Origin of the sequence: Pseudomonas sp. 18-147 (assembly GCF_051048045.1) — a bacterium.
Lineage (GTDB): Bacteria > Pseudomonadota > Gammaproteobacteria > Pseudomonadales > Pseudomonadaceae > Pseudomonas > Pseudomonas aeruginosa.
Genome location: NZ_CP182296.1, coordinates 4220382 through 4242746 on the forward strand (window position 1 = coordinate 4220382; position 22365 = coordinate 4242746).

Here is a 22365-nt window from a genome sequence, read left to right on the forward strand (position 1 = left end):
GCGCCAGGGCACTGCGGGCCGACCATCTACCAGGTATCCACGAACGGCCGCTTGCGCCCCGCCCTCGGCGCCGGTTCTCCGGCGACGGCCAGGCCGCGCAGGAGCCAGGCGCGGGTCTCCGCCGGGTCGATCACCGCGTCGATCTCCAGGTAGCTGGCCATGTTCAGCGCCTTGCCGTTGCGGTAGGCCTTGTCCACCATGCCGCGGAACAGCGCCTCGCGCCGCTGGGGATCTTCCTCGGCCGCCAGCTCCTTGGCGAAGCCCAGCCGCACCGCGCCTTCCAGGCCCATGGCGCCGAACTCGCCGCTGGGCCAGGCGACGGTGAACAGCGGCGAATGGAAGCTGCCCGCCGCCATGGCCTGGGCTCCCAGTCCGTAGCCCTTGCGCAGGACCACGGTGAAGAACGGCACCGTCAGGCTGGCGGCGCTGACGAACATCCGCGAGACGTGGCGCACCGTGGCCTGTTTTTCCGCCTCCGGGCCGACCATGAAGCCAGGGGTGTCGCAGAGCGAGACGATCGGGATGTCGAAGGCGTCGCACAACTGCATGAAGCGCGCGGCCTTGTCGCCAGCCGCGGCATCGATGGCGCCGCCGAGATGGCCAGGGTTGTTGGCGATCAGGCCGAACGCCCGGCCCTCGATGCGCAGCAGCGCGGTGACCAGGCCGGGAGCGAACTGGCGCCGCAGTTCCAGCACGCTGCCCCGGTCGGCCAGGACCTCGATCGCCTGGCGGATGTCGTAGGCGCGCAGGCGGTTCTCCGGCACCAGGTGGCGCAACTCGCGCTGGTCGGCGCAACTCCAGTCGGCCAGCGGGCCCTGGTAATAGCCGAGGTAGCGCTTGGCCACCGCGACCGCTTCGGCTTCGTCCGCCACCAGTACGTCGATCACTCCGTTGGGCCCCTGCACGCCCGTCGGACCGACCTCCTCGGCGGCGAAACGGCCCAGGCCGCCGCCCTCGATCATCGCCGGGCCGGCCATGCCGATGGTCGCGTCGCGGGTGGCGATGATCACATCGCAGCAGCCCAGCAACGCGGCATTGCCGGCGAAGCAGCGACCGGAGACCACTCCCACCAGCGGCACCAGCCCGGAGAGCCGGGCCATGCCGACGAAGGTATGGCAATCGAGGCCGGCGACGCCGACGAAATCGGTATCGCCCGGGCGCCCGCCGCCACCCTCGGCGAACAGCACCAGCGGCAAGCGCCACTGTTCGGCCAGGCCGAGCAGGCGGTCGGTCTTCTTGTGGTTCATCACCCCCTGGGTGCCGGCGAACACCGTGTAGTCGTAGGCCAGCACCAGGCAACGCGCGGCCTGCGCGCCGAAGCTGGCGGCCCCCACCGTACCGGTGCCGGCGACCAGGCCATCGGCGGGGCTCAGCTCCAGCAACTCCTCGGCGGAGCGCCGGCGACGCTGGGCGGCCAGGGCGAAACCGCCATATTCGCTGAAGCTGCCCTCGTCCAGCAGGTCGAGCACGTTCTCCCGCGCGGTACGCTGTCCGGTCTTGCGCCGCCTGGCCAGCGCCTGCGGACGACGCTCGTCGCCCAGCGCTGCCTGGCGCTCGAGTACCTCGGCGAGATCGGCGCGGATATGCGCCAGGTCCAGCGCCTGTTCGGTCGGTGCCTGCTCGTCGTCATCCTCCGTCGGTTCGACGAACAGCAGCGTCGCGCCCTCCTCCAGCGGCTCGCCGAGGCTCGCCGCGAGCCGCCGGACGATACCGCCGCCGGGTGCCTTGACCTCGAACTCCATCTTCATCGCTTCCAGGATCGCGACGCGCTGTCCGGCACGCACCCGTTCGCCCTCGGACACCTCCAGAGCGACCAGCACCCCGCTGCTCGGCGCAGGCAGCGGCAGGCTGCCGAGTGGCGCCTCGACCCGCGCAGGCGCGGCGTCCTCGGCGAGCGGGCACTCGGCGCGGAGCCGCGGATGGCTCGCCGGGATAGGCGCCAGCAGTGTCTCCAGGTGGCTTTCGACGAAGCGGGTGTCGACCCGGTTGGCCTGTACCGCCGGATGCAGCAGAAGGTTGCGCAGCAGGTCCAGGTTGCTCGCCACGCCCTCCAGGCGGAACTCGCAGAGCGCCCGGTAGGCCCGGCGCAACGCGGCGGGATAATCCGCACCGCGCACGACCAGCTTGGCCAGCAGCGAATCGTAGCTGGGGCTGACCCGATAGCCGGCATAGCCGTAGCCGTCCACCCGCAGGCCGGGACCGCTCGGTGGTTCGTAGGCGCCGATAGTGCCCACCGCCGGACGGGCGCTGCCGTCGGCCGCCAGGGTCTCCAGGTTGATCCGCAGTTGCACCGCGCAGCCGCCGATCGCCGGCGGTCGCTCCAGGCCGAGGGCGGCAAGCTCCATGCCGGCGGCGAGACGCAACTGGGCGTGCAGCAGGTCGACCCCGGTGACTTCCTCGGTGACGGTGTGCTCCACCTGGATGCGCGGATTGGCTTCCATGAAATAGAAGCGCCCGGGGCGCTCGTCGTCGACCAGGAACTCGAAGGTACCGATCCCCCGATAGCGCACCGCGCCGGCCATGCGCAGGGCGCAATCGATCAGCGCCTCGCGAGTGGCCTCCGGCAGGTCCGGGCTGGGGGCGATCTCCAGCAGCTTCTGCTGGCGCCGTTGCAGGCTGCAATCGCGCTCCCAGAGGTGGCTGACCGCACCGCTGCCGTCGCCGAGCACCTGCACCTCGATGTGCCGCGCCCGCGCTACCCGTTGCTCGACGTATAACTCGTCCCGGCCGAACGCCGCCTGCGCCTCGGCACGGCAGCGGCGGTAGGCATCGGCCAGTTGCGCAACCTCCTCCACCGCGCGCATGCCACGTCCGCCGCCGCCGGCAAGGGCCTTGAGCATCACCGCGGCGCCATCGCCCAGCCCTTCCAGGAACGCCTCGGCCTCTTCGACGCTGACCGCACGGTTGATCCCGGCCACCAGCGGCACCTCCAGGCGCTCGGCCAGGGCGCGCGCGGCAGCCTTGTCGCCGAACAGGTCGAGCACTTCCGCTTGCGGCCCGACGAAGTGGATGCCCGCGCGCTGGCAGCGACGGGCGAATTCGCCGTTCTCGGCGAGGAAACCGTAGCCCGGATGGATCGCCTCGCAGCCCTCCTCCAGGGCCAGCGCGACCAGCCGATCCATGTCGAGATAGGCCGCCACGCCACGGCCGGCCAGCGGCAGCGCGACATCGGCCTTGCGCACGTGCAGGGACGCGGCATCGTCTTCCGCGAACACCGCCACCGAGCGGATACCCAGGTCGGCGCAGGCGCGGGCGATGCGAATGGCGATCTCGCCGCGGTTGGCGATCAGCAAGGCGTTGAAGGGAGCGGTCACGGCAGGTTCTCCGGGGAGCGGGTCAGGCGGCCGGCGAAAGGAGCTGGCCCGGCGGCGCGTTGGTCATCGTCGCAGGCATCTTAGGCAGCCGAAGGAAGCGGCAGAACTGAGGCTTATTCATCGACATCCATGAAGCCTATACATGGTTCTATCGGCGAGCATGCCTGCTAGGCTGGCGCCTTCCCCAGACAGGCGCGCGCAAACATGAATCAGCCACATGAATGGTCGCCCCTCAGCCGTTTCGATCTGAACCTGTTCCGGGTCTTCGAAGTGGTCTATCGAGAACGCAACCTGACCCGCGCGGCGGGCCTCCTGCATCTCAGCCAGTCGGCCGTCAGCCACGCCCTGGCGCGCCTGCGCGACCAGCTCGGCGACCCGCTGTTCGTCCGCCAGGGGCGCGGGGTTGCGCCGACGCCGCTGGCCGAGCGACTGGCGCCGGGCATCCATGACGCCCTCGCCGGCCTGCACCGCAGCATGAATCGCTGCCAGACGTTCGACCCTCGGCGCGACGCGCGGACCTTCCAACTGAACATGCCGGAGCAACTGGAGCCGCTGGTGCTCCCGGCGATCCTCGCCCACCTGCGCCAGGCCGCGCCGCGCATCGAGATACGCTGCAACAGCCTGCACTGGGCGGACCTGAAGGCGGAACTGGGCGCCGGACGCATCGACCTCGCCATCGAGATCGCCCGGCCCACCGACGCCGCCCTGCGCCGCCAGCACCTGCTCGACGACAGCCTGTGCGTGATGGCCGGGCCGGGCTTCGCCGGCGACCTGAGTGCGGAGGAGTACCTGGCGGCGGACCATGTCGCGGTGACCTCGCGGCGACGCGGCATCTGCATCGAAGACCTGGCCCTCGGCCACCTCGGCCTGACCCGCCAGGTGCGCCAGCGCTGCCAGCACTACCTGTCGGCGGCGTTGCTGGTGGCCCAGGGCGGCTACCTGCTGACCCTGACCCGAGGCTACGCCGAACTGATCAACCGCGGCCTGGGCAACCGCCTGCTGCCGATGCCGCTGGCCCTGCCAGCGGTGACTCTGAATCTCTACTGGTCGCGCCAGGCCGACGACGAAGCCGGCAGCCTCTGGCTGCGCGGCGAACTGGCGGAGCTGGCGACGCGCCTGCGCTGAGCGCGGGCGCTGCGACTAGGGCTTCGCCGCCTTGGCGCGGGCCTTCTGCAGCCACTGCCCGGCCTTCGCCGAACACTCCGTGACATAGGTCGTATCGATCGCGCAGCGCTCCCCGGTGGCCTTGAGCAGGTAAGCGGCATCGGCTACCTCGTAGTCGGTGTGCCGGCGCGGCGTACCGTTCGCCTGGGATTCGCGTTCGTCCTCGCGGATGTCGCAGTACAGCGCATTGCTGCGGGCGAACAGTTCGAGGCACTCGGCATCCTTGCCCAGCAATGGGTTGGCGCTGTCCTCGGCGGACTTGGAGCAGCCGCCGAGCAGCAGGCAGGCGCAGGCGATCGTGGCAAGCGGGCTACGCATGTGTCCGTTTCCTTGGCCATGGAGAGAGCGCCATTAAAACAGCCCCGGCGCCTCGGCGCCTCGGCGCATCCGCCATCGCCTCAGAGCCGCTCCCGCGCGGCAAGCCGTGCCCAGCCAGCCATTTCTCCCAGCGGCAGATGGCGGCCGAGCGGCTAGCCTGTCCGATGGTCCTCGGCCTGGAGATGACCCACAAGCCACGCCTGCTGCGCTTCTTCACCGCGCTTCAAACCGATGCCCTGAAAGACGGGCGTCGCCAGCACGTGTCGGTATTGCGCGAACGTCGCTACGACGCGCGCCTGCCCATGTGGCTTGGAACAGGTCCCAGGCAAAAAGCCGAGGGGAGGCGGATATGGATAGAGCCCTCGATAGGGTTTGTTTGACTCCGCTCTATCCAAGCATATCGATGTCCAGATCGAACACCGCTCCAGGGGCATGGCCGCCTACCAGGGTAGCGATCGCGCGCTCATTGCTGTCGGCATCCGGCGGGGCCATCGCGAGTTGTTCATGCGAGCGATTGAACGAGTGCGCCAGCCAGCGCTCCAGGCTCACCGCCAGCGCCTCGGGCCGCTCGGCAACCCGGCCGTAGACCTTGGCCTCGCTGACACGTTCGACACTCAATGCTTTCAGTCGCACAGCGGTCTGTTGCAACCTGCCGATTTCAGCGCGCAATGGCCCCGTTATCTGTTGTTCCCTGGCAGAACCGTAGGCCGCCGCCTCCTTTTCCCGCAACTGCGCCTTGAAGTCCTGCAGCGCTTCCCCGACCCGCTCATACTCGGTCGGAGTCACCACGGTGCGGCCTTCCTCCAAGGCCTCTTGTGCACGGCGCAAGGAAGCCCAGCAATGTGGAATGTAACTGGCGACCATCTTGTGATCGGCATTATCCAGCATCTGCCGCAGCAGCCCGCCCCGCTCCGGCAAGCCATTCCTTGCAGACAGTGCCTTGGCGCAAACCGCCGCGCCGCCGCGCTCGGTAATGCTTTCGCAGCCGGGCGTCCACAGGATCGCGGACTTGTGGCCATCGGCAAACGACACGGGCATGAAATGACGCAGTTTGCCGTGGTGCGTGTAAGGCTCGCCGACGATGTTGACGGGACTCAGGAGCACCACCGCCCCTCCGATGGCCGGGTTGAAGAGCATCAGCAGGACGCCCGCCCCCGACATGCGCCAGGACGTTTTCATCCAGGCCGCCGGGACACTGGGCACCGGATCGTTCTGGTTGACCATGCGGTGATGTACCAGAGGCCTGGCGTTTTCCACGAAGGTCTTGTCGCCTACGCGCGGGCTGCCGTAGGTGTAGAGCACGATTTGATATTTCTCCGGTCTTTGCCGCAACATCTCGGCGATCAGCAGTGCAACTGCGCCACCAAGGCTGTGACCGGTGAGCAACAGCTTCTGCCCGCTGTAGAACTTATCCAGGTAGGTTGTAAAAAAATTGAAGGCCACCTTGGCCGACTCGTAAAAGCCGTTGTGTACCTTGCCGCTGGTTTCCTCGAACGGCGTCTGCGCAGCATCCACATCGCGCAGAACGTCAGCCATACTCGCGGTGCCGCGTACTACCAGCAGGATCAGCTCATCATTGTGGGTGATATAGGCTTGCGTATCGGTACCACCCCTTGTATCCGAGTCATCCAAGTAGTGGAGCCTGGCCGGATGTTCCTGATCCACCCCAAGCTCGGGGCTGTTCACTTCGGGGTAGAACTCGGGGTCGAACGGTATGACCTCCAGGCGCCTGGAGTAGGCCACGTCTTCATACAGGGGGTAGTAAGCCTTCCCGCCGGCCTGAGTTGCGTCCACTTGCCACAGCTCATCGGACCTGACCAGGGCATCGCCGAACCAGTTACCGACACTGGGTTGCGCCGGAAAGCTCACGCTGTCGGTTTCCACCGGTTGCGTATCGGGCTCCTGGCCAAACGGGCTATAGCTCAGGGACGACATCAGCGCCAACTGGTACAGGTTGAGGTAGCAGAACGCTTCGCCCGTGGACAGGAGCGGAGTCAGCGCCCGCAAGGGGCGCACCTCCAGCACATGGTGCCGGTTCGGCAACAGCGCGATACCGCGAACCCGGGGAGGCCTGGGAGCAAATCCCAACTCCGCCATGGCGGCCGAGGGACGGCGCATCAGCGCATGCACCTGGTGCCGAGGCGGAAAGTACCGGAGCGCCAGGGGCGGAAGATGGGCCCGGTGCTCCACCAGTTCGCTCACCTCGACCTGGCAGAAAGAATCGGCCTGGCCTTGGGCGGGGTTGGACCGGGTGCGGGCGCCGTCAGGGTTTACAAAGCGGGTCTTCTCGGCACGTACTTGCAGCTCAGTGATGGGGAGCGGGTAATGTGGCCTCTTTTGTAAAAACGTGTAGCTCTTCTCACTCCCTTGATAGGCTTGAGCGAGCTTAAGAACCACCGGCCCGCAATAGTGCCGATTGACTCGGCCTGTCCCTGTTTCGTCCAGAACACCAAGGTAGACAACCTCCTCAGAATCGCTGACTTCATAAGCCAGGCCGGCATAGGGCCTGCCATCCCCCCGCTCATCCACCAGTTGAAAACTGGTCGAGTGGGTGCGTCGCGGGCAGGCATGGATACGTTCACTGAAGAACGGCTTTTCCCACTCCTCCATCGGCCCAGGGGTCATGGGGTCACCGCCTTGTTTTCCGTACAACCGGGATAGAGGGTGCAGTTGCGTCCATCCGGCATTCTGAAGGAGCTGAAGTCCTTATAGTTTCCATAGCAAAATGCGTATTGATCTTCAAAGTTATCACCCAAGCAGCGTTTCCACCCTCCAGGTACCTTGACCCACGTGTCGCCGATAGCTGGCAGCTCTTCGTCAGCCAGCTTGATCCTCAACCTCACCGTCTTGCCGGGCAGTTGGTCCAGGGTGTAAGCCACGAAAGGTTTCGCTTTGCGCCGTACACCCGTCTCATCCATCCTTTTGCAATCGAGGAGCTTTCTCAGAACACGGGTCTTCCCGGCTGTACGAAACAGCCACTGGCATTGCCCGGCAAACTCGCTTTCCCCGGCCGCATTGAAAGTGCCTTTTTTCACCTCGACCAGCTTGTCTCGTACGACGATCAGGGCCGAGTCACGCCCGAAATCCCTCCAACTCTTGCCATACCAGCCATAGATATAGAAATCGATGTTTTGCAGTACCAAAGGGCAGCCACTGACCGTACGACGTAATAATATCTTCGAATCCCGTTCATATTTTTCCCGACCCGAGTTGTAGCCAACTTGGGTATCCTTTCCCCCCGGCACCGTGCAGGTTTCACCTTTGGCCGGCACATAAGTTGCCGTGGCTTCGTAAGTGAACTCAGGTGGCAGGTCCGCCGTAACGGTAAAACTGTTGGACGTGCCCAGGGCAGTGCAGCCCTGGGCCAGCGCAAGGCAACTGGCAAGGGTCATGCTTTTAAGGGTGCGGTTCATCTGGAGGCGTCTCCTTGCCAATAACTGCAGTCTTGGACGTTATTCGTCCACGGGTTGAAAGTTGCTGGAGTGCGAGCGCAGCGGGCAGGTATAGATACGCTCAGCGAAGAATGGCTTTTCCCATTCCTCCATCGGCCCAAGAGTCATGGGGTCACCGCCTTGTTTTCCGTACAACCGGGATAGAGGGTGCAGTTGCGTCCATCCGGCATTCTGAAGGAGCTGAAGTCCTTATAGTTTCCATAGCAAAATGCGTATTGATCTTCAAAATTATCACCCAAGCAGCGTTTCCACCCTCCAGGTACCTTGACCCACGTGTCGCCGATAGCTGGCAGCTCTTCGTCAGCCAGCTTGATCCTCAACCTCACCGTCTTGCCGGGCAGTTGGTCCAGGGTGTAAACCACGAAAGGTTTCGCTTTGCGCCGTACACCCGTCTCATCCATCCTTTTGCAATCGAGGAGCTTTCTCAGAACACGGGTCTTCCCGGCTGTACGAAACAGCCACTGGCATTGCCCGGCAAACTCGCTTTCCCCGGCCGCATTGAAAGTGCCCTTTTTCACCTCGACCAGCTTGTCTCGTACGACGATCAGGGCCGAGTCACGCCCGAAGTCCCCCCTAGCCTTGCCGTACCAGCCATAGATATAGAAATCGATGCTCTGCAGTACCAGAGGGCAGCCGCTGACCGTGCGACGTAACAAAATCTTCGAATCACGTTTGTACTTTTCCCGGCCCGAGTTGTAGCCAATTTTGGTATCCCGCCTACCCGGCACTGTGCAAGTCTCACCTTTGGCCGGGACATAGGCCGCCGTGGCTTCGTAAGTAAACTCAGGTGGCAGGTCCGCCGTAACGGTAAAACTGTTGGACTTGCCCAAGGCAGTGCAGCCCTGGGCCAGCGCAAGGCAACTGGCAAGGGTCATGTTTTTAAGGGTGCGGTTCATCTGGAGGCGTCTCCTTGCCAATAACTGCAGTCTTGGACGTTATTCGTCCACGGGTTGAAAGTTGCTGGAGCGCGAGCGCAGTGGGCAGGTATGGATACGCTCAGCGAAGAACGGCTTTTCCCATTCCTCCATCAGACCAAGAGTCATGGGGTCACCGCCTTGTTTTCCGTACAACCGGGATAGAGGGTGCAGCTGCGTCCATCCGGCATTCTGAAGGTGCTGAAGTCCTTGTAGTTTCCGTAGCAGAATGCATATTGATCTTCAAACCCTTTCCCCATACAGCGCTTCCACCCACCAGGAACCTTGACCCAGGTATCCTTCATATAGGGGCGCTCTTCATCAGCCAACTTGATCCTCAACTTCACCGTCTTGCCGGGAAGTTGGTCCAGGGTGTAGGCCACGAAAGGTTTCGCTTTGCGCCGCACGCCCGTCTCATCCATCCTTTTGCAATCGAGGATTTTTACGATACGGCGCAATTTTCCTACCGTGCGGAATAGAAACTGGCACTGCCCGGAGAACTCACTTTCCCCGGCGGCATTAAAGTACCCTTTTTCACTTCGACCAGCTTTTCGCGCACGGCAATCATTGCTGAGTCTCGTCCGAAATCCCCCCAATCCTTGCCATACCAACCATATACATAAAAATAGATATTCTGCAGTACCAAGGGGCAGCCACTGACCGTACGGCGTAACAATATCTTCGAATCCCGTTCATATTTTTCCCGCCCCGAGTTGTAGCCAATTTGCGTATCCTTTCCCCCCGGCACCGTGCAGGTTTCACCTTTGGCCGGCACATAAGTTGCCGTGGCTTCATAAGTGAACTCAGGCGGCAGGTCCGCCGTAACGGTAAAACTGTTGGACGTGCCCAGGGCAGTGCAGCCCTGTGCCAGCACAAGGCAACTGGCAAGGGTCATGTTTTTAAGGGTGCAGTTCATACGGGGGCGTCTCCTTGCCAGAACCGCACCTCCTGATACACACGCTCGAAATGCGTCGTGGGGGTTTCGTCAGGCAGGGGTGACCAGGACCTGGGCAGAGCGTCATCCGATGCGAACAGGCGTTGAAGCAGTAGAAAGCGGATCTGTTCAGGCGCCCGCCAGCCCCATGTGCGGGCCAGTTCCAACTGCGCCCGAAGCCAGGCGTCGGCATCCCGCTGCCCGGCCAATTCCGCAAACGGCTCCGTCCACTCGGCAATCAGGTAGCGCCAGGCGTTGTCGAACTGAATACCTGCCGCCGTCTCCGAAGCCGTGGGGACAACGAGCCACGCCGGTTCGGCCGGCACGGGATGGTCGCCAGGGGCAGGGTTGTCGGCATGGAGCCATCGCCCGGCCAGCCAGTAGCACGCGCTGGAGATCGGTCCAAGGAACGCCGGTCGCTGCTCCGGCTGCAGGTGTGCCAGGGCGCGACCCAGCACGCGACTGTCGTGAAAGCGATAAAGCGCCTGGTTCGGCCGCTCGCCCGTTACCAGGCGAGTGCGCCAATGCCGGGCCAGCGACTCCAGATCACTGCTCACGCTGCTGGCCAGCCAGCCCCAATGACGTTCGGGCGACTTGAGCAACGCCTGAATGACCGGATGGTCCAGCGCATCGAGCCGGAACAGGTAGGGACCTATCGCCGCCAGCGAACTGGCAGGCGTACCGCTATACAGATTGCCGTACTGATGGGGTTCGCGCCCTTCGAGCAAGGCATCGCGCTCGTCGAGATGGCCATCGGAGTCCAGTACCAGGTACAGGTATCGGCCCAGCTCGCCTTGTTTCTGCAGCCATTGTTCGGCCGTGGTCATGCGGCACCTCCAACACGGCACAGTCCATCGCGACAGATTTCGCAGAGCGGGCAGAAGTCCGCGGCGCGTTGCCTGGCGGCAGCCACGAGAGGCAGCGAATTGGCGACGACGGTCTGTGCTGCTTCGGCCAGAGCCTGGAGTGCCTGCTGCGGTGCGATGCCGGCCATCGGGGCTCCGCCCTGCACGATCGGCACGCTGCTGAAAATCCCTGCGGAGTTGATGACGATATGCTGTCCACCGGCCTTGAGTGTCAGGTTCACGCCGGCATCGACTAGCACATTGGTGGCGGTGACACGGGCCTGTGATCCGGCCTGCACGACCCAGGTACCGTCCACGGCGATGCTGCCGGCGCCGCTGATGGAAAGCAGTTCGTTGCCGCCGATCCGGGTGTGGCGCTCACCCTGGGTGGTATGCAGCTCATCGCCCTTGATCAGGCTGGAACTGTTCATGTTCACCTGCTCAAAGCGGTCGTTTTCGACCAGGCTGCGGCTGTCCCGGCTTATCCGTTCGTGACGGTCATTGCCGATGCTGGTGTGACTGTCGTTGAGGATCAGTTGCTCGATATCACGCTGCGCGCGCAGGAAGATCTTTTCCTGGCCTGCCCGGTCTTCGATCGAAAGTTCGTTGTAGCCGCCGCTGTTCGGCGTACTTCGGCTACGCAATACGGTTCTGCTTTTGTTCGCCGGCAGCGCGTAGGGCACAGGCGTGGTCTTGTTCGGCACGACACCGGTAATCAGCGGGCGGTCCGGGTTGCCTTCGAGGAAGCTCACCACCACTTCCATGCCAATGCGCGGAATGGTCACCGCGCCGAAACGCTCGCCTGCCCAACTGGAAGCAACCCGCAGCCAGCAACTGCTTTTGTCGCTTCCCAGTTCCCGTCTGTCCCAATGCAGCTCGACCTTCACCCGCCCGTATTCATCACAGAAGATCTCCTCGCCGGCCGGACCGGTGACCCGAGCGGTCTGGCACCCCGGCAGGGGTCGGCGCGTCAGCAGCGGCGGCCGGAAAAACACATCCCATGGAATGGCGGTGAAGGTATTGCGATAACCCTGGGTGAAGCCGTCTTCTGCCTGGCTATCCCCGGTCACGGACTCTTCGAGTGACTGGGGTTGCCGACCAGAGTGCGTGACGCTCAGCAACAACCACAGTTCGTTGCATGTCTTGCGCGGATGTTCGGTCAGCTTGAAGAAGTGACCACTGCGCAACGTCGGCTGATCGCTCTGGCCTTCGGCCAACTGGTAATCGACACGATGCCGTTCCAGAGCCTGTCTGGCCAACACCTGTCCACGCTCCAGCGTGGTGATCGGCGAAGGATAACGATAGTCCTCGAGGGCCGGCTCGAACTCCGCGGTGAACTGGCTTTCCAGCAACAGGCTTGGCCGCTTCAGGTCGTAGTCGCGGCGAGTCACCTTGCTGGTGCGGGAACTGAAACGCTGGGAAAACCGATTGACCACCGGATGATCGGCGACCGTCCCAGTATCCTGGCGGTATGGCGTACATCCCAGCAAGGGGAACCAGGCCTGGTCCTCGGTGAACACCAGCAGGTGATTATCCGCTGAATGCTGGTGGTGCCAAGCGATGCCGTCCTCGGCACACAGCCGCTGGATGAAATCGAAATCGCTTTCACCGTACTGGGTGCAGTATTCGCGTTCCGGGCTGGAGTGGACATTGAAGACGTAGACATCAGGCTGGATACCATGGCCTGCCAGCACCTGAGCGATGATCTGCGGTACTGTCAGGTGCTGGAAAATGCGCTGGTTGAAGCTGAACTGCAGGTAGTGCAATACCGGCACCAGGGTCAGGTGATAGCGCGCCAGGCGCCTACCGGCTTCGCCCACGTACACGTCTTCGATATGCCCATGGATCCCTTCGCCGCTCAGGCCGAACTGGAGAAATGCCGGTTGACCGAGCAAACCCTCCAGGTCGAAATCGGGGTTCTCGCTGACCAGTTCGATACGGACGGCATACAGGGTGCTGATGGCTTCGGTGCCATCGAAAGCCAGTACCTTGAAGTCGTTGCGTACGGAGGGGATCGATAGCGCAAAGTGCGCACTATTGGCTGGCGCGAACATTTTGCTTTTCCTTAAGCTGGACAGCGCACTTGTAAAAATGCAGCTGCGCGGGCATGGAGCGAGGACTCTAGCAAGTCGCCCTTCGAACGTATGCGCAGAAAATTCTGAAAACGCTGTCTGACCAGAAGTGGTTCTGTCGGGACCTGCTGCCGTCTCACTCAGGCAGTCAAGCGACTGTCAAGCCATGCTCGCAACGCTACTGAACGTGCCGAGCCGCATGGTCTTGGCCTGTTAGGACCAAGGCCCCATGCCGGCGGCAGGACAAGGCGCACGACGTCTGATCGGCGCCGGGCCCATCGCTGCCGCTACTCCCCGTCGCCATGCCCCAGAGCCGCCCGGTACTTCACCGCCGCCGCGGTCCGCGACGGCACGTCCAGTGCCCGCAGCAGCGACGACACATGGATGCGCACCGTGTAGTGGGAGATGTCCAGGGCGCGGCCGATCTCCTTGTTGCTCTTGCCCTGGGCCAGCAGGCGCAGGACATCCAGTTGGCGCTCGGTGAGCCCCTCCAGGCGCGGGCTGGGCTGCAGCGGCAGGAGACCGGAGGGTTCGTAGCGCACCAGCACTTCCCCGGCGCGGATGGCCAGAATCGCCTGGCCGAGTTCCTCGGGCGCGATGCTCTTGCCGAGGAAGCCGTCGGCCCCTGCATTCATCACTTCGCCGATGAGCTGCGGGTCGTCGACCATCGAGACGACGATCAGGGTGGTGCGCGGGAACTGGCGGCGCAGGTCGGCGAGCATCTCGATGCGGGTCAGGCCGGGGAAACGCAGGTCGAGGATCAGCGAATCGGGCTGCTCGCCTTCGCCAGCCAGGCGCAGGACCCCGGCGAGATCGCCGGCCTCCTCGATCCTGGCCTCGGGCAGCAGGCGCTGGAGGATACTCAGCATGCCCTCGCGAAACAGCGGATGATCATCGGCGACGATGATGCGGCCAGTCATTCTTGTAGTCTCCAGGAGTCGCAGTTTCCGCCGCGCATGCTACCTTAGCCCGCTACCGCCGCGCCCACCCTTCGTCCGTCTTCGTGACGAAGGGGGCGAAACAGAGGAAAAGGCGCGCGGCGCTCCCATGCACACGGAGGTGCACATGAAGTTCGAGAAGAATACCGAGCTGGACCAGGCCAACCTGCGACTGATCGTGGCCACCTGCGCGATTCTCTACGTGGTGCTGATCGGCCTGCTGCCCGGCCTGAAGGTCGAGACCTACCTGCCGATCGTTGCCTACTACGGCCTGTTCCTGATCGCCTCCATATTGCTGCGCCAGGCCATCGTGCGCTGGCCGGGGCACTACCCGGCGCGGCGGATCTTCTGCATGCTGCACGACTACGCCGGCACCTCGTTCGGCCTGATCGTGGGCGGCGAGGCAGCGCTGCCGCTGTACGCGGTGATGGTCTGGATCAACCTGGGCAACGGCATGCGCTACGGCTCGCGCTACCTGGCCATCGCCACCGCCCTGGCGCTGCTCGCGCTACTGGTCATCTATCGACTGACCCCGGCCTGGCAGGCTCAGCCGTTCATGGTGCTGATGCTGATGACCACCAGTACCGTCATTCCCTTCTACGCGCACCTCCTGCTGGAGCGCACGCGCAAGGCCACCGAGGAAGCGTTGCAGGCGAACCAGGAGAAATCGCGCCTGCTGGCCCAGGCCAGCCACGACCTGCGCCAGCCGATCCACTCCATCGGCCTGTTCACCGCCTGCCTGCGCGACGCCCGCCTGGGCGACGAGGAACGGCGCCTGGTGGACAACATCGACCGCTCGCTGCTCAACGTCTCGCAACTGTTCCGCTCCATCCTCGATCTCTACACCCTCGACAACGGCCGGCTCCAACCCAAGCAGGAGAACGTCCACCTGGGCGAGTTGCTGCGCGACCTGGTCCGGCGCAACGCCGAAGCGGCGCGCTGGGCCGGGGTGGAACTGCGCCTGCGCCCTTGCCGCCTGTGGACGCGAACCGATCCGGGGCTGCTGTCGACCATGCTGCAGAACCTGCTCTCCAACAGCCTCAAGTACGCCGCCGAGCGCCCGCTGCTGATCGGCGTGCGGCGGCGAGGCGACGGCCTGGCCGTAGCCATCTACGACCAGGGCCGGGGGATCGCGGAGGAACACCTGCCGCGGGTGTTCGAGGAGTTCTACCGGGTACGCGAGACGCGCGACCGCGACGTCGAGGGAATCGGCCTGGGGCTGTCCATCGTCCGCCGCCTGGGGCAGTTGACCGGGATCGAGGTGACGCTGCGCTCGCGGGTCGGACGCGGCACCGCGGTGACCCTGCACGGCCTGCCGGCGGTCGCCGCGCAAGCCCTGCCCCGCCGCGACGATCCCCTGCAGGCCGGCCTGCTCACCGGCTTGCGGGTGTGCCTGGTGGAAGATGATCGCAACGTCCTGCGCGCCACCTCGGCGTTGCTCGAACGCTGGGGCTGCACGGTCCAGGCGGAAACCGAGGCGGACGGCTGGCGAACCGATTGCGACATCCTCGTCGTCGACTACGACCTCGGCCCCCACGCCTCCGGCGTCGAGTGCATCGAGCGGGTACGGCGGCAACGCGGAGAGGCGATACCGGCGCTGGTGATCAGCGGCCACGACATCGAGCGTATCCAGGCCAGCGTCGAAGACACCGACATCGCCCTGCTCTCCAAGCCCGTGCGCCCCACGGAATTGCGCGCCACCCTGCGCGCCCTGCGCGAGCGCCCGGTGGCCGCCAGCCACGCTTCCTGAGATAAGGCAGGTCGAGGAACGCAGGCCTACGGCGGGCCGTACTTGATGCCAGCGCAGCCGTGGGACAGCAGCAACTCGCCGTCGTCGGCCTCGAACTGGGTGATCCGCTTGCTCTTGTCGACGGTGACGGAAATGATGCAGCGATTGGGGTGGTTGACGGTATCCCAGTAGTTGGTGTTCACCATCACGTTGCCCTGCATCTCCGAGCTGGAGCCCACCACTTCATAGCGGGAATAGCTGGTGTCGGTGTACCACTGCATCACCACCTGCGAGCCGTCAGCGGTGCGCTCCATGTTCTGCGGCGTACCGAAGAAGGCTATCGCTTCCTCGGCGGAACGGCCCTTCCACTGGCTGCGGGCGTAGACCTCGGGCAGCGTGTCCATCTGGATACAGCCGCCCAGGGAAAGCGACGCCAGTAACGGCGCGATGAATATCCGGCGCATGGGTTGACTCCGTGTCTAGGGGTTCTTCGGCGGGTTGCCAGGCAGCAGGTCGAAGGTTCGCAGGCCCGGCGCGGCGTCCTGCCCGGACGCTTGCGCGCGGTTCGCCTGCTCGGCCACGGCCATTCCGCTCTGTGCGCCGACGGGTTTCCTCGACGCCGCAAGCGAACGCCCACCGGCAGAGAACGACTCGCGCGCCGGCTCGTCGCCGCTTCCGAAGCACCACCAATCGCAGGCCTCCGGGCCGGTGGCGAGTACGGATTGCCGAGTCATGGTTCCTTCCAAGTCGCGTGCGTCCTGCACAACCGGTTTCCGCGAAACGCGGGGATCAAGGGCGGGACTATAGCGTCGCGGCGAAGAAGCTCGAATAGCACAGAGGTACTATTTTCTCGGCTCGTCCGATCGGGAAGTCACCTCGGTGAGTTCCGGTCGAAGCTGCGCCATGCCATCGACCAACTCTGCGCCCCGGAAAACGCTGGATGCGTTCCCCTGCTTTCTCGGTCTCCAACAGCACCCTCGCGACCGAACACTGCACGGCCATGGCTGGAAGACAAGTGAAACCAGCCACTTGCTTAAATACCTAAGGGAAAGAACATCCTACCGGAAAATCGGCATGGGAGGTGTGAACCTTATTCAGGACGGGACAGAGGCGAAAAAAAGCCCGGCGCAAGCGTCGGGCCAAGCCAATCGGACAAGCGTCCCGAGGGATAGAACACAGGAGCGGGTATCTCGGAACGAGCCGATTCTGCATGTCTGGACAAATCCCCCGCTGCCGGGCGAGGCTGATGACCGAGTAGGAATCTTCCTCGCCTGGAGCCAGCCCTTTCCTTTCGCCATTTCTCCACCTCGCCGCGCGACGCCGGGATGACGCGACGCGGTCCAAGGGGCATGATCCACCCATTCGCCACCGGCTTTGCTTCCCGACCCAAGGAGTCCGCGATGTCGTCCGCCCAACTGCTAACCGCGCAACAACTGGCCGCCCGCCTCAGCGAACCCGACCTGCTGGTCCTCGACTGCCGTTTCGCCCTCGAAGACCCGTCCTACGGTGCCCGCGTCTATCAGGAGAACCACATTCCCGGCGCGCATTTCGCCGACCTCGAACGGGATCTTTCCGCTCCCGTGCGCAAGGGCGTGACCGGTCGCCATCCGCTGCCGGATCCCGCCGAGCTAGCGCTCAAGCTACAAGCCTGGGGCCTGCGCCAGGATAGCCAGGTGGTGCTCTACGACGACGGCCCCGGCGCATTCGCCGCCCGCGCCTGGTGGCTGTTGCATTGGCTGGGCAAGCGCGATGGGGTCTACCTCCTCGATGGCGGCCTGGCGGCCTGGAAGGCTGCGGGACTGGCACTGACCAATGGCGAAAGCAACCTTCGACCCGGCGATTTCCAGGGCCAGCCCGATGCCTCGCTGCTGATCGACGCCGCCACCCTCCAGGCCCAACTGGGCCAACCCGGACTGGCGCTGCTCGATGCTCGCGCGCAGCCGCGCTTCCGTGGCGAAGTCGAGCCCATAGATCCGGTCGCCGGGCACATTCCCGGTGCCCAGTGCGCCGCCTTCACCGACAACCTTGGCAGCGACGGCCGCTTCCTTCCGCCGGAACAATTGCACCAGCGGTTCTCCGCCCTGTTGCGCGGTCGCCCGGTGGACGAGCTGGTCGCCTACTGCGGCTCCGGCGTCACCGCCTGCCACAACCTGTTCGCCCTGAGCCTCGCCGGCTTCCCGCTTCCGCGCCTCTACGCCGGCTCGTGGAGCGAGTGGATCACCGACCCGGGCCGCCCGGTCGCCACCGGCGACTGACGACGCCATACGCTCGGACGCGGCTTACGCCGCGTCGGGCAGCTTCCTGAAGTAGTCGAGCAACTCCTTCTGCAACGCCTCGTTGCGGAACAGCCCGAAATGCCCGACCGCCCCCTCGGCCCGTCCCTTGCGACGCAACTCCAGGTGCGCCGCGGCATAGACCTGGTGAAGCTTTTCCGCCGCAGCCCACGGCACGTAGTCGTCGTCCTCGAACAGGAAGCTGGCGACGGGGATGTCCAGCGCCTCGTAACCCTGCCGCTGCAATCCGAAGCGCGGTGCCAGGAGGTAGTCCGGCTGCCGCACCCAGCGCGCCCAGTCGCGCATGAAATGACTCGGCATATCCAGGCTGCCGAGGCCGAAGAAACGACTGGGAAAGCGTCGGAGCAGTCCGGTCAGTAGCGGCACCGCCACGCAGAACAGGCCGAACATCTGCCAGCGTTGCCTGCCTCGCCAGCGCCTCCAGTACGGAAACGAACCGGCGACGAACGCGGCGCCGCTCAATCCGCTGGCCTGACCAGCCAGACCGAGCAACTGCGCGCCGATGCTGTGGCCGACGAAATAGCGCGGTAGCTCCGGCGCGCGCGCTCGGCACCAGGCCAGCGCCGCATCGATGTCCTCGCGTCCCCAGTCGGCCAGGCGATAGCTAGCCACGGCAGGGTCGTCGCCTTCGCTGCCGCGGTAGCTGAACAACAGCACCTCATAGCCGGAAGCCACGGCCAGGACGGCGAAGCGCTGGTAGAAGGCGCGCCTGACGCCGAGCGCGCAGGCCACCACGATGCTCCCCTGCGCATCGCCGACGGCCGGGAAGTGGTCGCCGGCCAGGCGCACACCGTCACGGCAGGCGATCTCCACTGCGGTACTCATTCGCTCCCTCCTTTGCCGTGCGGGTTCGAGCAGCCGGGACGGACGCAATGCTCGACGGATCGCCAGGCGTGCTAGCATGAACATACCGACGGTATGTAAGAAGGCAGCAGTATGAATGTCAAGAGCAGGCAGCAGGAAAATGCCGAGGCGACCCGCGAGGCGCTGCTGGAAAGCGCCCTCTCCGCCTTCATCGAACATGGCTATGGCGGCGTCTCCATCGACGCCATCGCCCGCGAGGCGCGCGTGACCAAGGGCGCGTTCTACCACCACTTCGGCAGCAAGCAGGAACTGCTCGCCGAATGCTACGAACGCCAGGTACGGACGATCGCCGAGGACCTGGACAGGGTGCCGGCGCATGTCGACAAGTGGGCGGAGGCCGCCGCACTGGCCGAGGCCTTCATCGACAGCGTGATGGCGCGCGGCAAGCGGCAACTGTCGCTGCAGGAGGTGATCACGGTCGTCGGCTGGGAGCGATGGAAACGCATCGACTCGCGCCACACGCTGCGCTACGTCGGGCGCCTGGTGGACGAACTGGCGGCCAGTGGCGAACTCAAGGACTACCGCCGGGAAACCCTGGTCGGCCAGCTCTACGGCTTCCTTACCCAGGCCGCGATGAGTCTTCGCGATGCACGCAGCAAGCGGCAAGCGGCCAATGAAGTGAAAGCCATCATCCGCGACTTCCTCTACAGCCTGCGCAGGGGCTGAGAATGCCGCCCAGCACAAGCGAAGCAAGGACGCGCCGGTTTAATTTCCAGCGGGCATATCAGCTGTTCTCTAAAGCTGGAAACAATTTAAAAACAGTCCTTTACAGCTGACTTGTTTCACTACACTTCAAATCAAGCGGCTAAGTCCGCTATCGGCGGGGCCATCGGAATAGAAGCTGCCAAACTGCCCGGCCCCGCCGATCCACCTTGCGCGAGGCCGTCATGGGTATTTCCGCCAACGATCTTTGCCAGCACGTGATACGCCCGACCCTGGACTACCTGTCCTGCCACAGCCCCGCCGCCGAAGCGCTGCTGCTGGGCGCGGCGGCCTGCCAGTCGGCGCTGGGGAGCGCCCTCGACGACCGCCGTGGCCACGGCCTGTACCGGATCGCCAGCGAACGCCACCAGCAGCTCTGGGACCAGTACCTGGCGCTGGACCCGGAGCGCGCCAGCCGGGTCCGCGGCCTGGCCAGCCAGCATGCCTTCCTCGCCGCGCCGCACCTGGAACTGACGGTGAACCTGCGCTACAGCACGGCCATCGCCTGGTCGCTGGTGGAAGCCGCGCGACTGCCACTGCCCGACCAGCACGACCACCTCGCCCAGGCTCGCGTGTGGCGCCAGGTATTCCAGCCGCACGGTCGCCTGCACGAGTTCATCGACGCCTGGCAACGCTGCATCGGCAGCCTCAGCCAGGTCGCCTGACGGCGAATGGAAAAATCCCGCGTCCGAAACAGACCAACCGGTCAGAAAATTTTTTACATACAGACACGAACGGTTGCGCTACCTTCGCTTCACTGGCACCGGAGCCAACCGCTCTGTTCCGCACCCTGCGGAACTTCGGAACACTGGCGCCGGTCTGGGAATCTTGGTAGTTTGCGCGCCGTTATACACAGGAGTTGCTCCAACAATGAAAACAATATGGTTTAAAACCTCTCTCGCACTGACCATTAGCGCTGTCTCCACCTACACCCTCGCCAACGGCATCGCCATCAACGAACAGAGCGCCAGCGGCGCCGGCACCGCCTACGCCGGCCGCGCCTCGTCCGCGCTCGATGCCAGCACCATCTACGGCAACCCGGCCGGCCTGTCCAAGCTGAAACGCACCGAAGTCAGCGGCGGTCTGGCCATCGTCAAGGCCAAGGACGACATCAGCCAGGCCCACAGCACCGCCCAGGGCAGCAACAAGGGCGACTCGGTACCGCTGGCCGCCGTACCGTTCGGCTACTTCTCCACGCCGATCAACGAAGATTTCACTTTCGGCCTGGGCATCTACGTGCCCTACGGCATCATCAACGATTACGAAAACGGCTTCATGGGCAGCTCCCACGGCTCCTATAGCAAGGTGCAGGTGATCACCGTGCAGCCGACCATCGCCTGGAAGATCAACGACAAGGTTTCCGTCGGCTTCGGTCCGACCTTCAACCGCATCGACGGCCAGTTGAAGAACACCCTGGCCACCAATGGCCTGCTCGGCAGCAACGGCGATACCAAGATCAACATCAAGGGCGACGACACCGCCATCGGCTACAACGTCGGCGTGATGGTCGACCTGACCGACGACACCACCTGGGGCCTGACCTACCACTCCAAGGTCAAGTACCACCTGGGCGGCAACACCGAAGTGAAGAACGCTCCGGGTGCCCTGGGCCTGAACGGCAAGTACGATGCCAAGCTGGACATCACCCTGCCGGAATCGGTGGATACCTCCATCACCCACAAGTTCGACGACAAGTGGACGGGCTACCTGGGCGCCGTCTGGACCCGCTGGAGCCGCCTGGAGAAGATCGAGGTGCGCAACAGCGGCGTACCGGCGCTCGGCCAGGCCCTGGGCTTCAACACCATCGGCGAAGACCTGAACTGGCGCGACACCTGGTCCTTCTCGGTAGGTACCTCCTACCAGGCCACCCCGGAGTGGGTGCTGCGCACCGGCTTTGCCTACGAGCCGTCGCCGACCTCCAACGAGGACCGCAACGTACGCATCCCGGTGGGCGACCGCAAGGTCTTCACCGTCGGTGCCGGCTGGTCGCCGAACCAGGACCTGACCGTCGACGTGGCCTACGCCTACCTGTGGGAAACCACCGCCGGCGTCAACCAGGAAGGCAGCGCCCTGCAGCCGGCCTACAGCGCCAAGTACGACAACAGCGCGCATGGCCTGACCGCCCAGGTCACCTATCGTTTCTGATCGCACGCGCCAACGAAGAAGCCGGGCAATGCCCGGCTTTTTCATGCCTGGCCGCCCCTCAGGGCTGGCTGGCGATGGCCTTCTCGATGGCGGCCTGGAGCTGCGGATCGTCCGGGGTGGTCTTGCTGGAGAACTGCGCGACCACCCTGCCCTGGCGATCCACCACGTACTTGTAGAAATTCCAGCGCGGCGCCTGGCCGCTCTGCTCGGCCAACTGGCGGAACAGCGGGATCGCCTCGTCGCCGCGCACGTGCTGCGGCTGGGTCATGGCGAAGGTCACGCCGTAGTTGCCATAGCAGATCTTCGCGGTCTCGGCGGTATCCGCGGCTTCCTGCTTGAAGTCGTCGGAAGGTACCCCGAGCACTTCCAGGCCCTGCCCCTTGTAACGCTGGTAGAGCGCCTCGAGCCCCTTGAACTGCGGGGTGAAGCCACAGTGGCTGGCAGTGTTGACCACCACCAGCGGCTTGCCGGCGTAACGCTGGCAAAGATCGATGCTTTCCTTGGAACGCAGCTTGGTCAACTGGCCCTGCAACAGTTCCGGGCAATCGGCGGCCCAGCCGCTCAGCGGCAGCCCGGCGAGCGCCAGGACGGACAACAGCACGCGAGGTTTCATGGAATGGCTCCTTGGCGACGAATGTCCCAGCTTACCCTTCCCCGCGCCTATCGCCACCTATCAGCAT

18 protein-coding genes and 1 pseudogene are annotated in these 22365 nt (G+C 64.5%); 6 read left to right on the plus strand and 13 right to left on the minus strand.

Translation table 11 applies throughout. The features are described 5' to 3' along the window. Positions 1–26: 26 nt before the first annotated feature. On the minus strand, positions 27–3314 hold the full coding sequence (locus ACM0M4_RS19965) for an acetyl-CoA carboxylase family protein (protein ID WP_115288830.1): 3288 nt from the start codon (positions 3312–3314) through the stop codon (positions 27–29). A 204-nt stretch (positions 3315–3518) separates the two neighbouring features. Between ACM0M4_RS19965 and ACM0M4_RS19970 the strand changes: the two genes are divergently transcribed. Continuing rightward, on the plus strand, positions 3519–4439 hold the full coding sequence (locus ACM0M4_RS19970; RefSeq protein WP_003082907.1) for a LysR family transcriptional regulator: 921 nt from the start codon (positions 3519–3521) through the stop codon (positions 4437–4439). 15 nt (positions 4440–4454) lie between these two features. Here ACM0M4_RS19970 and ACM0M4_RS19975 read toward each other — a convergent pair whose 3' ends face one another. The 8 genes and pseudogenes from ACM0M4_RS19975 to ACM0M4_RS20010 form a co-directional block, all read right to left on the minus strand. Next, positions 4455–4796 (minus strand): hypothetical protein, encoded by a 342-nt coding sequence (locus ACM0M4_RS19975; RefSeq protein WP_003082903.1) that lies wholly within the window; start codon positions 4794–4796, stop codon positions 4455–4457. A gap of 387 nt (positions 4797–5183) precedes the next feature. Further along, entirely contained in the window at positions 5184–7421 is a 2238-nt protein-coding gene (locus tag ACM0M4_RS19980; protein ID WP_054375883.1) for a lipase family protein, read from the minus strand. Then, positions 7418–8209, minus strand: a complete 792-nt coding sequence (locus ACM0M4_RS19985; protein ID WP_023086457.1) for a hypothetical protein — start codon at positions 8207–8209, stop codon at positions 7418–7420. Before ACM0M4_RS19985 ends, ACM0M4_RS19980 begins: the two co-directional genes overlap by 4 nt. 143 nt (positions 8210–8352) lie before the next feature. Beyond that, the gene (locus ACM0M4_RS19990; RefSeq protein ID WP_054379966.1) at positions 8353–9144 is read right to left on the minus strand and encodes a hypothetical protein; all 792 of its coding nucleotides are present in this window, start codon (positions 9142–9144) and stop codon (positions 8353–8355) included. 143 nt (positions 9145–9287) lie between these two features. Beyond that, positions 9288–10078 (minus strand): annotated as a pseudogene (locus tag ACM0M4_RS19995) (hypothetical protein). Next, entirely contained in the window at positions 10075–10923 is an 849-nt protein-coding gene (locus ACM0M4_RS20000) for a DUF4123 domain-containing protein (RefSeq protein ID WP_034039505.1), read from the minus strand. Before ACM0M4_RS20000 ends, ACM0M4_RS19995 begins: the two are co-directional and overlap by 4 nt. Further along, on the minus strand, positions 10920–12995 hold the full coding sequence (locus ACM0M4_RS20005) for a type VI secretion system tip protein VgrG (RefSeq protein WP_023104221.1): 2076 nt from the start codon (positions 12993–12995) through the stop codon (positions 10920–10922). Before ACM0M4_RS20005 ends, ACM0M4_RS20000 begins: the two co-directional genes overlap by 4 nt. Positions 12996–13300: 305 nt before the next feature. Beyond that, positions 13301–13933 carry a response regulator gene (locus ACM0M4_RS20010; RefSeq protein ID WP_003449647.1) on the minus strand — a complete coding sequence of 211 codons (633 nt, stop codon included), beginning with the start codon at positions 13931–13933 and terminating at the stop codon, positions 13301–13303. A gap of 145 nt (positions 13934–14078) precedes the next feature. On the opposite strand from ACM0M4_RS20010, the gene ACM0M4_RS20015 reads away from it, so the two are divergent. Beyond that, positions 14079–15701 (plus strand): two-component system sensor histidine kinase, encoded by a 1623-nt coding sequence (locus ACM0M4_RS20015; protein WP_014603138.1) that lies wholly within the window; start codon positions 14079–14081, stop codon positions 15699–15701. Between the two features lie 26 nt (positions 15702–15727). On the opposite strand, the gene ACM0M4_RS20020 is transcribed toward ACM0M4_RS20015, so the two are convergent. After that, complete coding sequence (locus tag ACM0M4_RS20020; protein ID WP_003082897.1) at positions 15728–16144, minus strand: hypothetical protein; 417 nt, start codon at positions 16142–16144, stop codon at positions 15728–15730. Between the two features lie 15 nt (positions 16145–16159). Beyond that, on the minus strand, positions 16160–16414 hold the full coding sequence (locus tag ACM0M4_RS20025) for a hypothetical protein (protein WP_025324820.1): 255 nt from the start codon (positions 16412–16414) through the stop codon (positions 16160–16162). A gap of 666 nt (positions 16415–17080) precedes the next feature. Between ACM0M4_RS20025 and ACM0M4_RS20030 the strand changes: the two genes are divergently transcribed. Next, on the plus strand, positions 17081–17935 hold the full coding sequence (locus ACM0M4_RS20030; RefSeq protein ID WP_054375768.1) for a sulfurtransferase: 855 nt from the start codon (positions 17081–17083) through the stop codon (positions 17933–17935). A gap of 24 nt (positions 17936–17959) precedes the next feature. Here ACM0M4_RS20030 and ACM0M4_RS20035 read toward each other — a convergent pair whose 3' ends face one another. Next, positions 17960–18799, minus strand: a complete 840-nt coding sequence (locus tag ACM0M4_RS20035) for an alpha/beta hydrolase family protein (RefSeq protein WP_003158261.1) — start codon at positions 18797–18799, stop codon at positions 17960–17962. 111 nt (positions 18800–18910) lie between these two features. Here ACM0M4_RS20035 and ACM0M4_RS20040 point away from each other — a divergent pair, with 111 nt between their 5' ends. The 3 genes from ACM0M4_RS20040 to ACM0M4_RS20050 all read left to right on the plus strand — a co-directional run bounded on the left by ACM0M4_RS20040 (position 18911) and on the right by ACM0M4_RS20050 (position 21685). Beyond that, positions 18911–19504, plus strand: a complete 594-nt coding sequence (locus ACM0M4_RS20040; protein WP_003158260.1) for a TetR family transcriptional regulator — start codon at positions 18911–18913, stop codon at positions 19502–19504. A gap of 221 nt (positions 19505–19725) precedes the next feature. Next, positions 19726–20205 (plus strand): hypothetical protein, encoded by a 480-nt coding sequence (locus tag ACM0M4_RS20045; protein WP_003082640.1) that lies wholly within the window; start codon positions 19726–19728, stop codon positions 20203–20205. Between the two features lie 205 nt (positions 20206–20410). Next, complete coding sequence (locus ACM0M4_RS20050; RefSeq protein WP_003082638.1) at positions 20411–21685, plus strand: outer membrane protein transport protein; 1275 nt, start codon at positions 20411–20413, stop codon at positions 21683–21685. 58 nt (positions 21686–21743) lie between these two features. Here ACM0M4_RS20050 and ACM0M4_RS20055 read toward each other — a convergent pair whose 3' ends face one another. Then, on the minus strand, positions 21744–22298 hold the full coding sequence (locus tag ACM0M4_RS20055) for a glutathione peroxidase (protein WP_003082631.1): 555 nt from the start codon (positions 22296–22298) through the stop codon (positions 21744–21746). Positions 22299–22365: the final 67 nt, after the last annotated feature.

What these genes read in the sequence shown, in the direction of transcription:
- ACM0M4_RS19970 (WP_003082907.1), top strand. Translation starts at nt 3,519, where the DNA reads ATGAATCAGCCACATGAATGGTCGCCCCTCAGCCGTTTCGATCTGAAC.
- ACM0M4_RS19975 (WP_003082903.1), bottom strand. Translation starts at nt 4,796, where the DNA reads ATGCGTAGCCCGCTTGCCACGATCGCCTGCGCCTGCCTGCTGCTCGGC.
- ACM0M4_RS19980 (WP_054375883.1), bottom strand. Translation starts at nt 7,421, where the DNA reads ATGACCCCTGGGCCGATGGAGGAGTGGGAAAAGCCGTTCTTCAGTGAA.
- ACM0M4_RS19985 (WP_023086457.1), bottom strand. Translation starts at nt 8,209, where the DNA reads ATGAACCGCACCCTTAAAAGCATGACCCTTGCCAGTTGCCTTGCGCTG.
- ACM0M4_RS19990 (WP_054379966.1), bottom strand. Translation starts at nt 9,144, where the DNA reads ATGAACCGCACCCTTAAAAACATGACCCTTGCCAGTTGCCTTGCGCTG.
- ACM0M4_RS20000 (WP_034039505.1), bottom strand. Translation starts at nt 10,923, where the DNA reads ATGACCACGGCCGAACAATGGCTGCAGAAACAAGGCGAGCTGGGCCGA.
- ACM0M4_RS20005 (WP_023104221.1), bottom strand. Translation starts at nt 12,995, where the DNA reads ATGTTCGCGCCAGCCAATAGTGCGCACTTTGCGCTATCGATCCCCTCC.
- ACM0M4_RS20010 (WP_003449647.1), bottom strand. Translation starts at nt 13,933, where the DNA reads ATGACTGGCCGCATCATCGTCGCCGATGATCATCCGCTGTTTCGCGAG.
- ACM0M4_RS20015 (WP_014603138.1), top strand. Translation starts at nt 14,079, where the DNA reads ATGAAGTTCGAGAAGAATACCGAGCTGGACCAGGCCAACCTGCGACTG.
- ACM0M4_RS20020 (WP_003082897.1), bottom strand. Translation starts at nt 16,144, where the DNA reads ATGCGCCGGATATTCATCGCGCCGTTACTGGCGTCGCTTTCCCTGGGC.
- ACM0M4_RS20025 (WP_025324820.1), bottom strand. Translation starts at nt 16,414, where the DNA reads ATGACTCGGCAATCCGTACTCGCCACCGGCCCGGAGGCCTGCGATTGG.
- ACM0M4_RS20030 (WP_054375768.1), top strand. Translation starts at nt 17,081, where the DNA reads ATGTCGTCCGCCCAACTGCTAACCGCGCAACAACTGGCCGCCCGCCTC.
- ACM0M4_RS20035 (WP_003158261.1), bottom strand. Translation starts at nt 18,799, where the DNA reads ATGAGTACCGCAGTGGAGATCGCCTGCCGTGACGGTGTGCGCCTGGCC.
- ACM0M4_RS20040 (WP_003158260.1), top strand. Translation starts at nt 18,911, where the DNA reads ATGAATGTCAAGAGCAGGCAGCAGGAAAATGCCGAGGCGACCCGCGAG.
- ACM0M4_RS20045 (WP_003082640.1), top strand. Translation starts at nt 19,726, where the DNA reads ATGGGTATTTCCGCCAACGATCTTTGCCAGCACGTGATACGCCCGACC.
- ACM0M4_RS20050 (WP_003082638.1), top strand. Translation starts at nt 20,411, where the DNA reads ATGAAAACAATATGGTTTAAAACCTCTCTCGCACTGACCATTAGCGCT.
- ACM0M4_RS20055 (WP_003082631.1), bottom strand. Translation starts at nt 22,298, where the DNA reads ATGAAACCTCGCGTGCTGTTGTCCGTCCTGGCGCTCGCCGGGCTGCCG.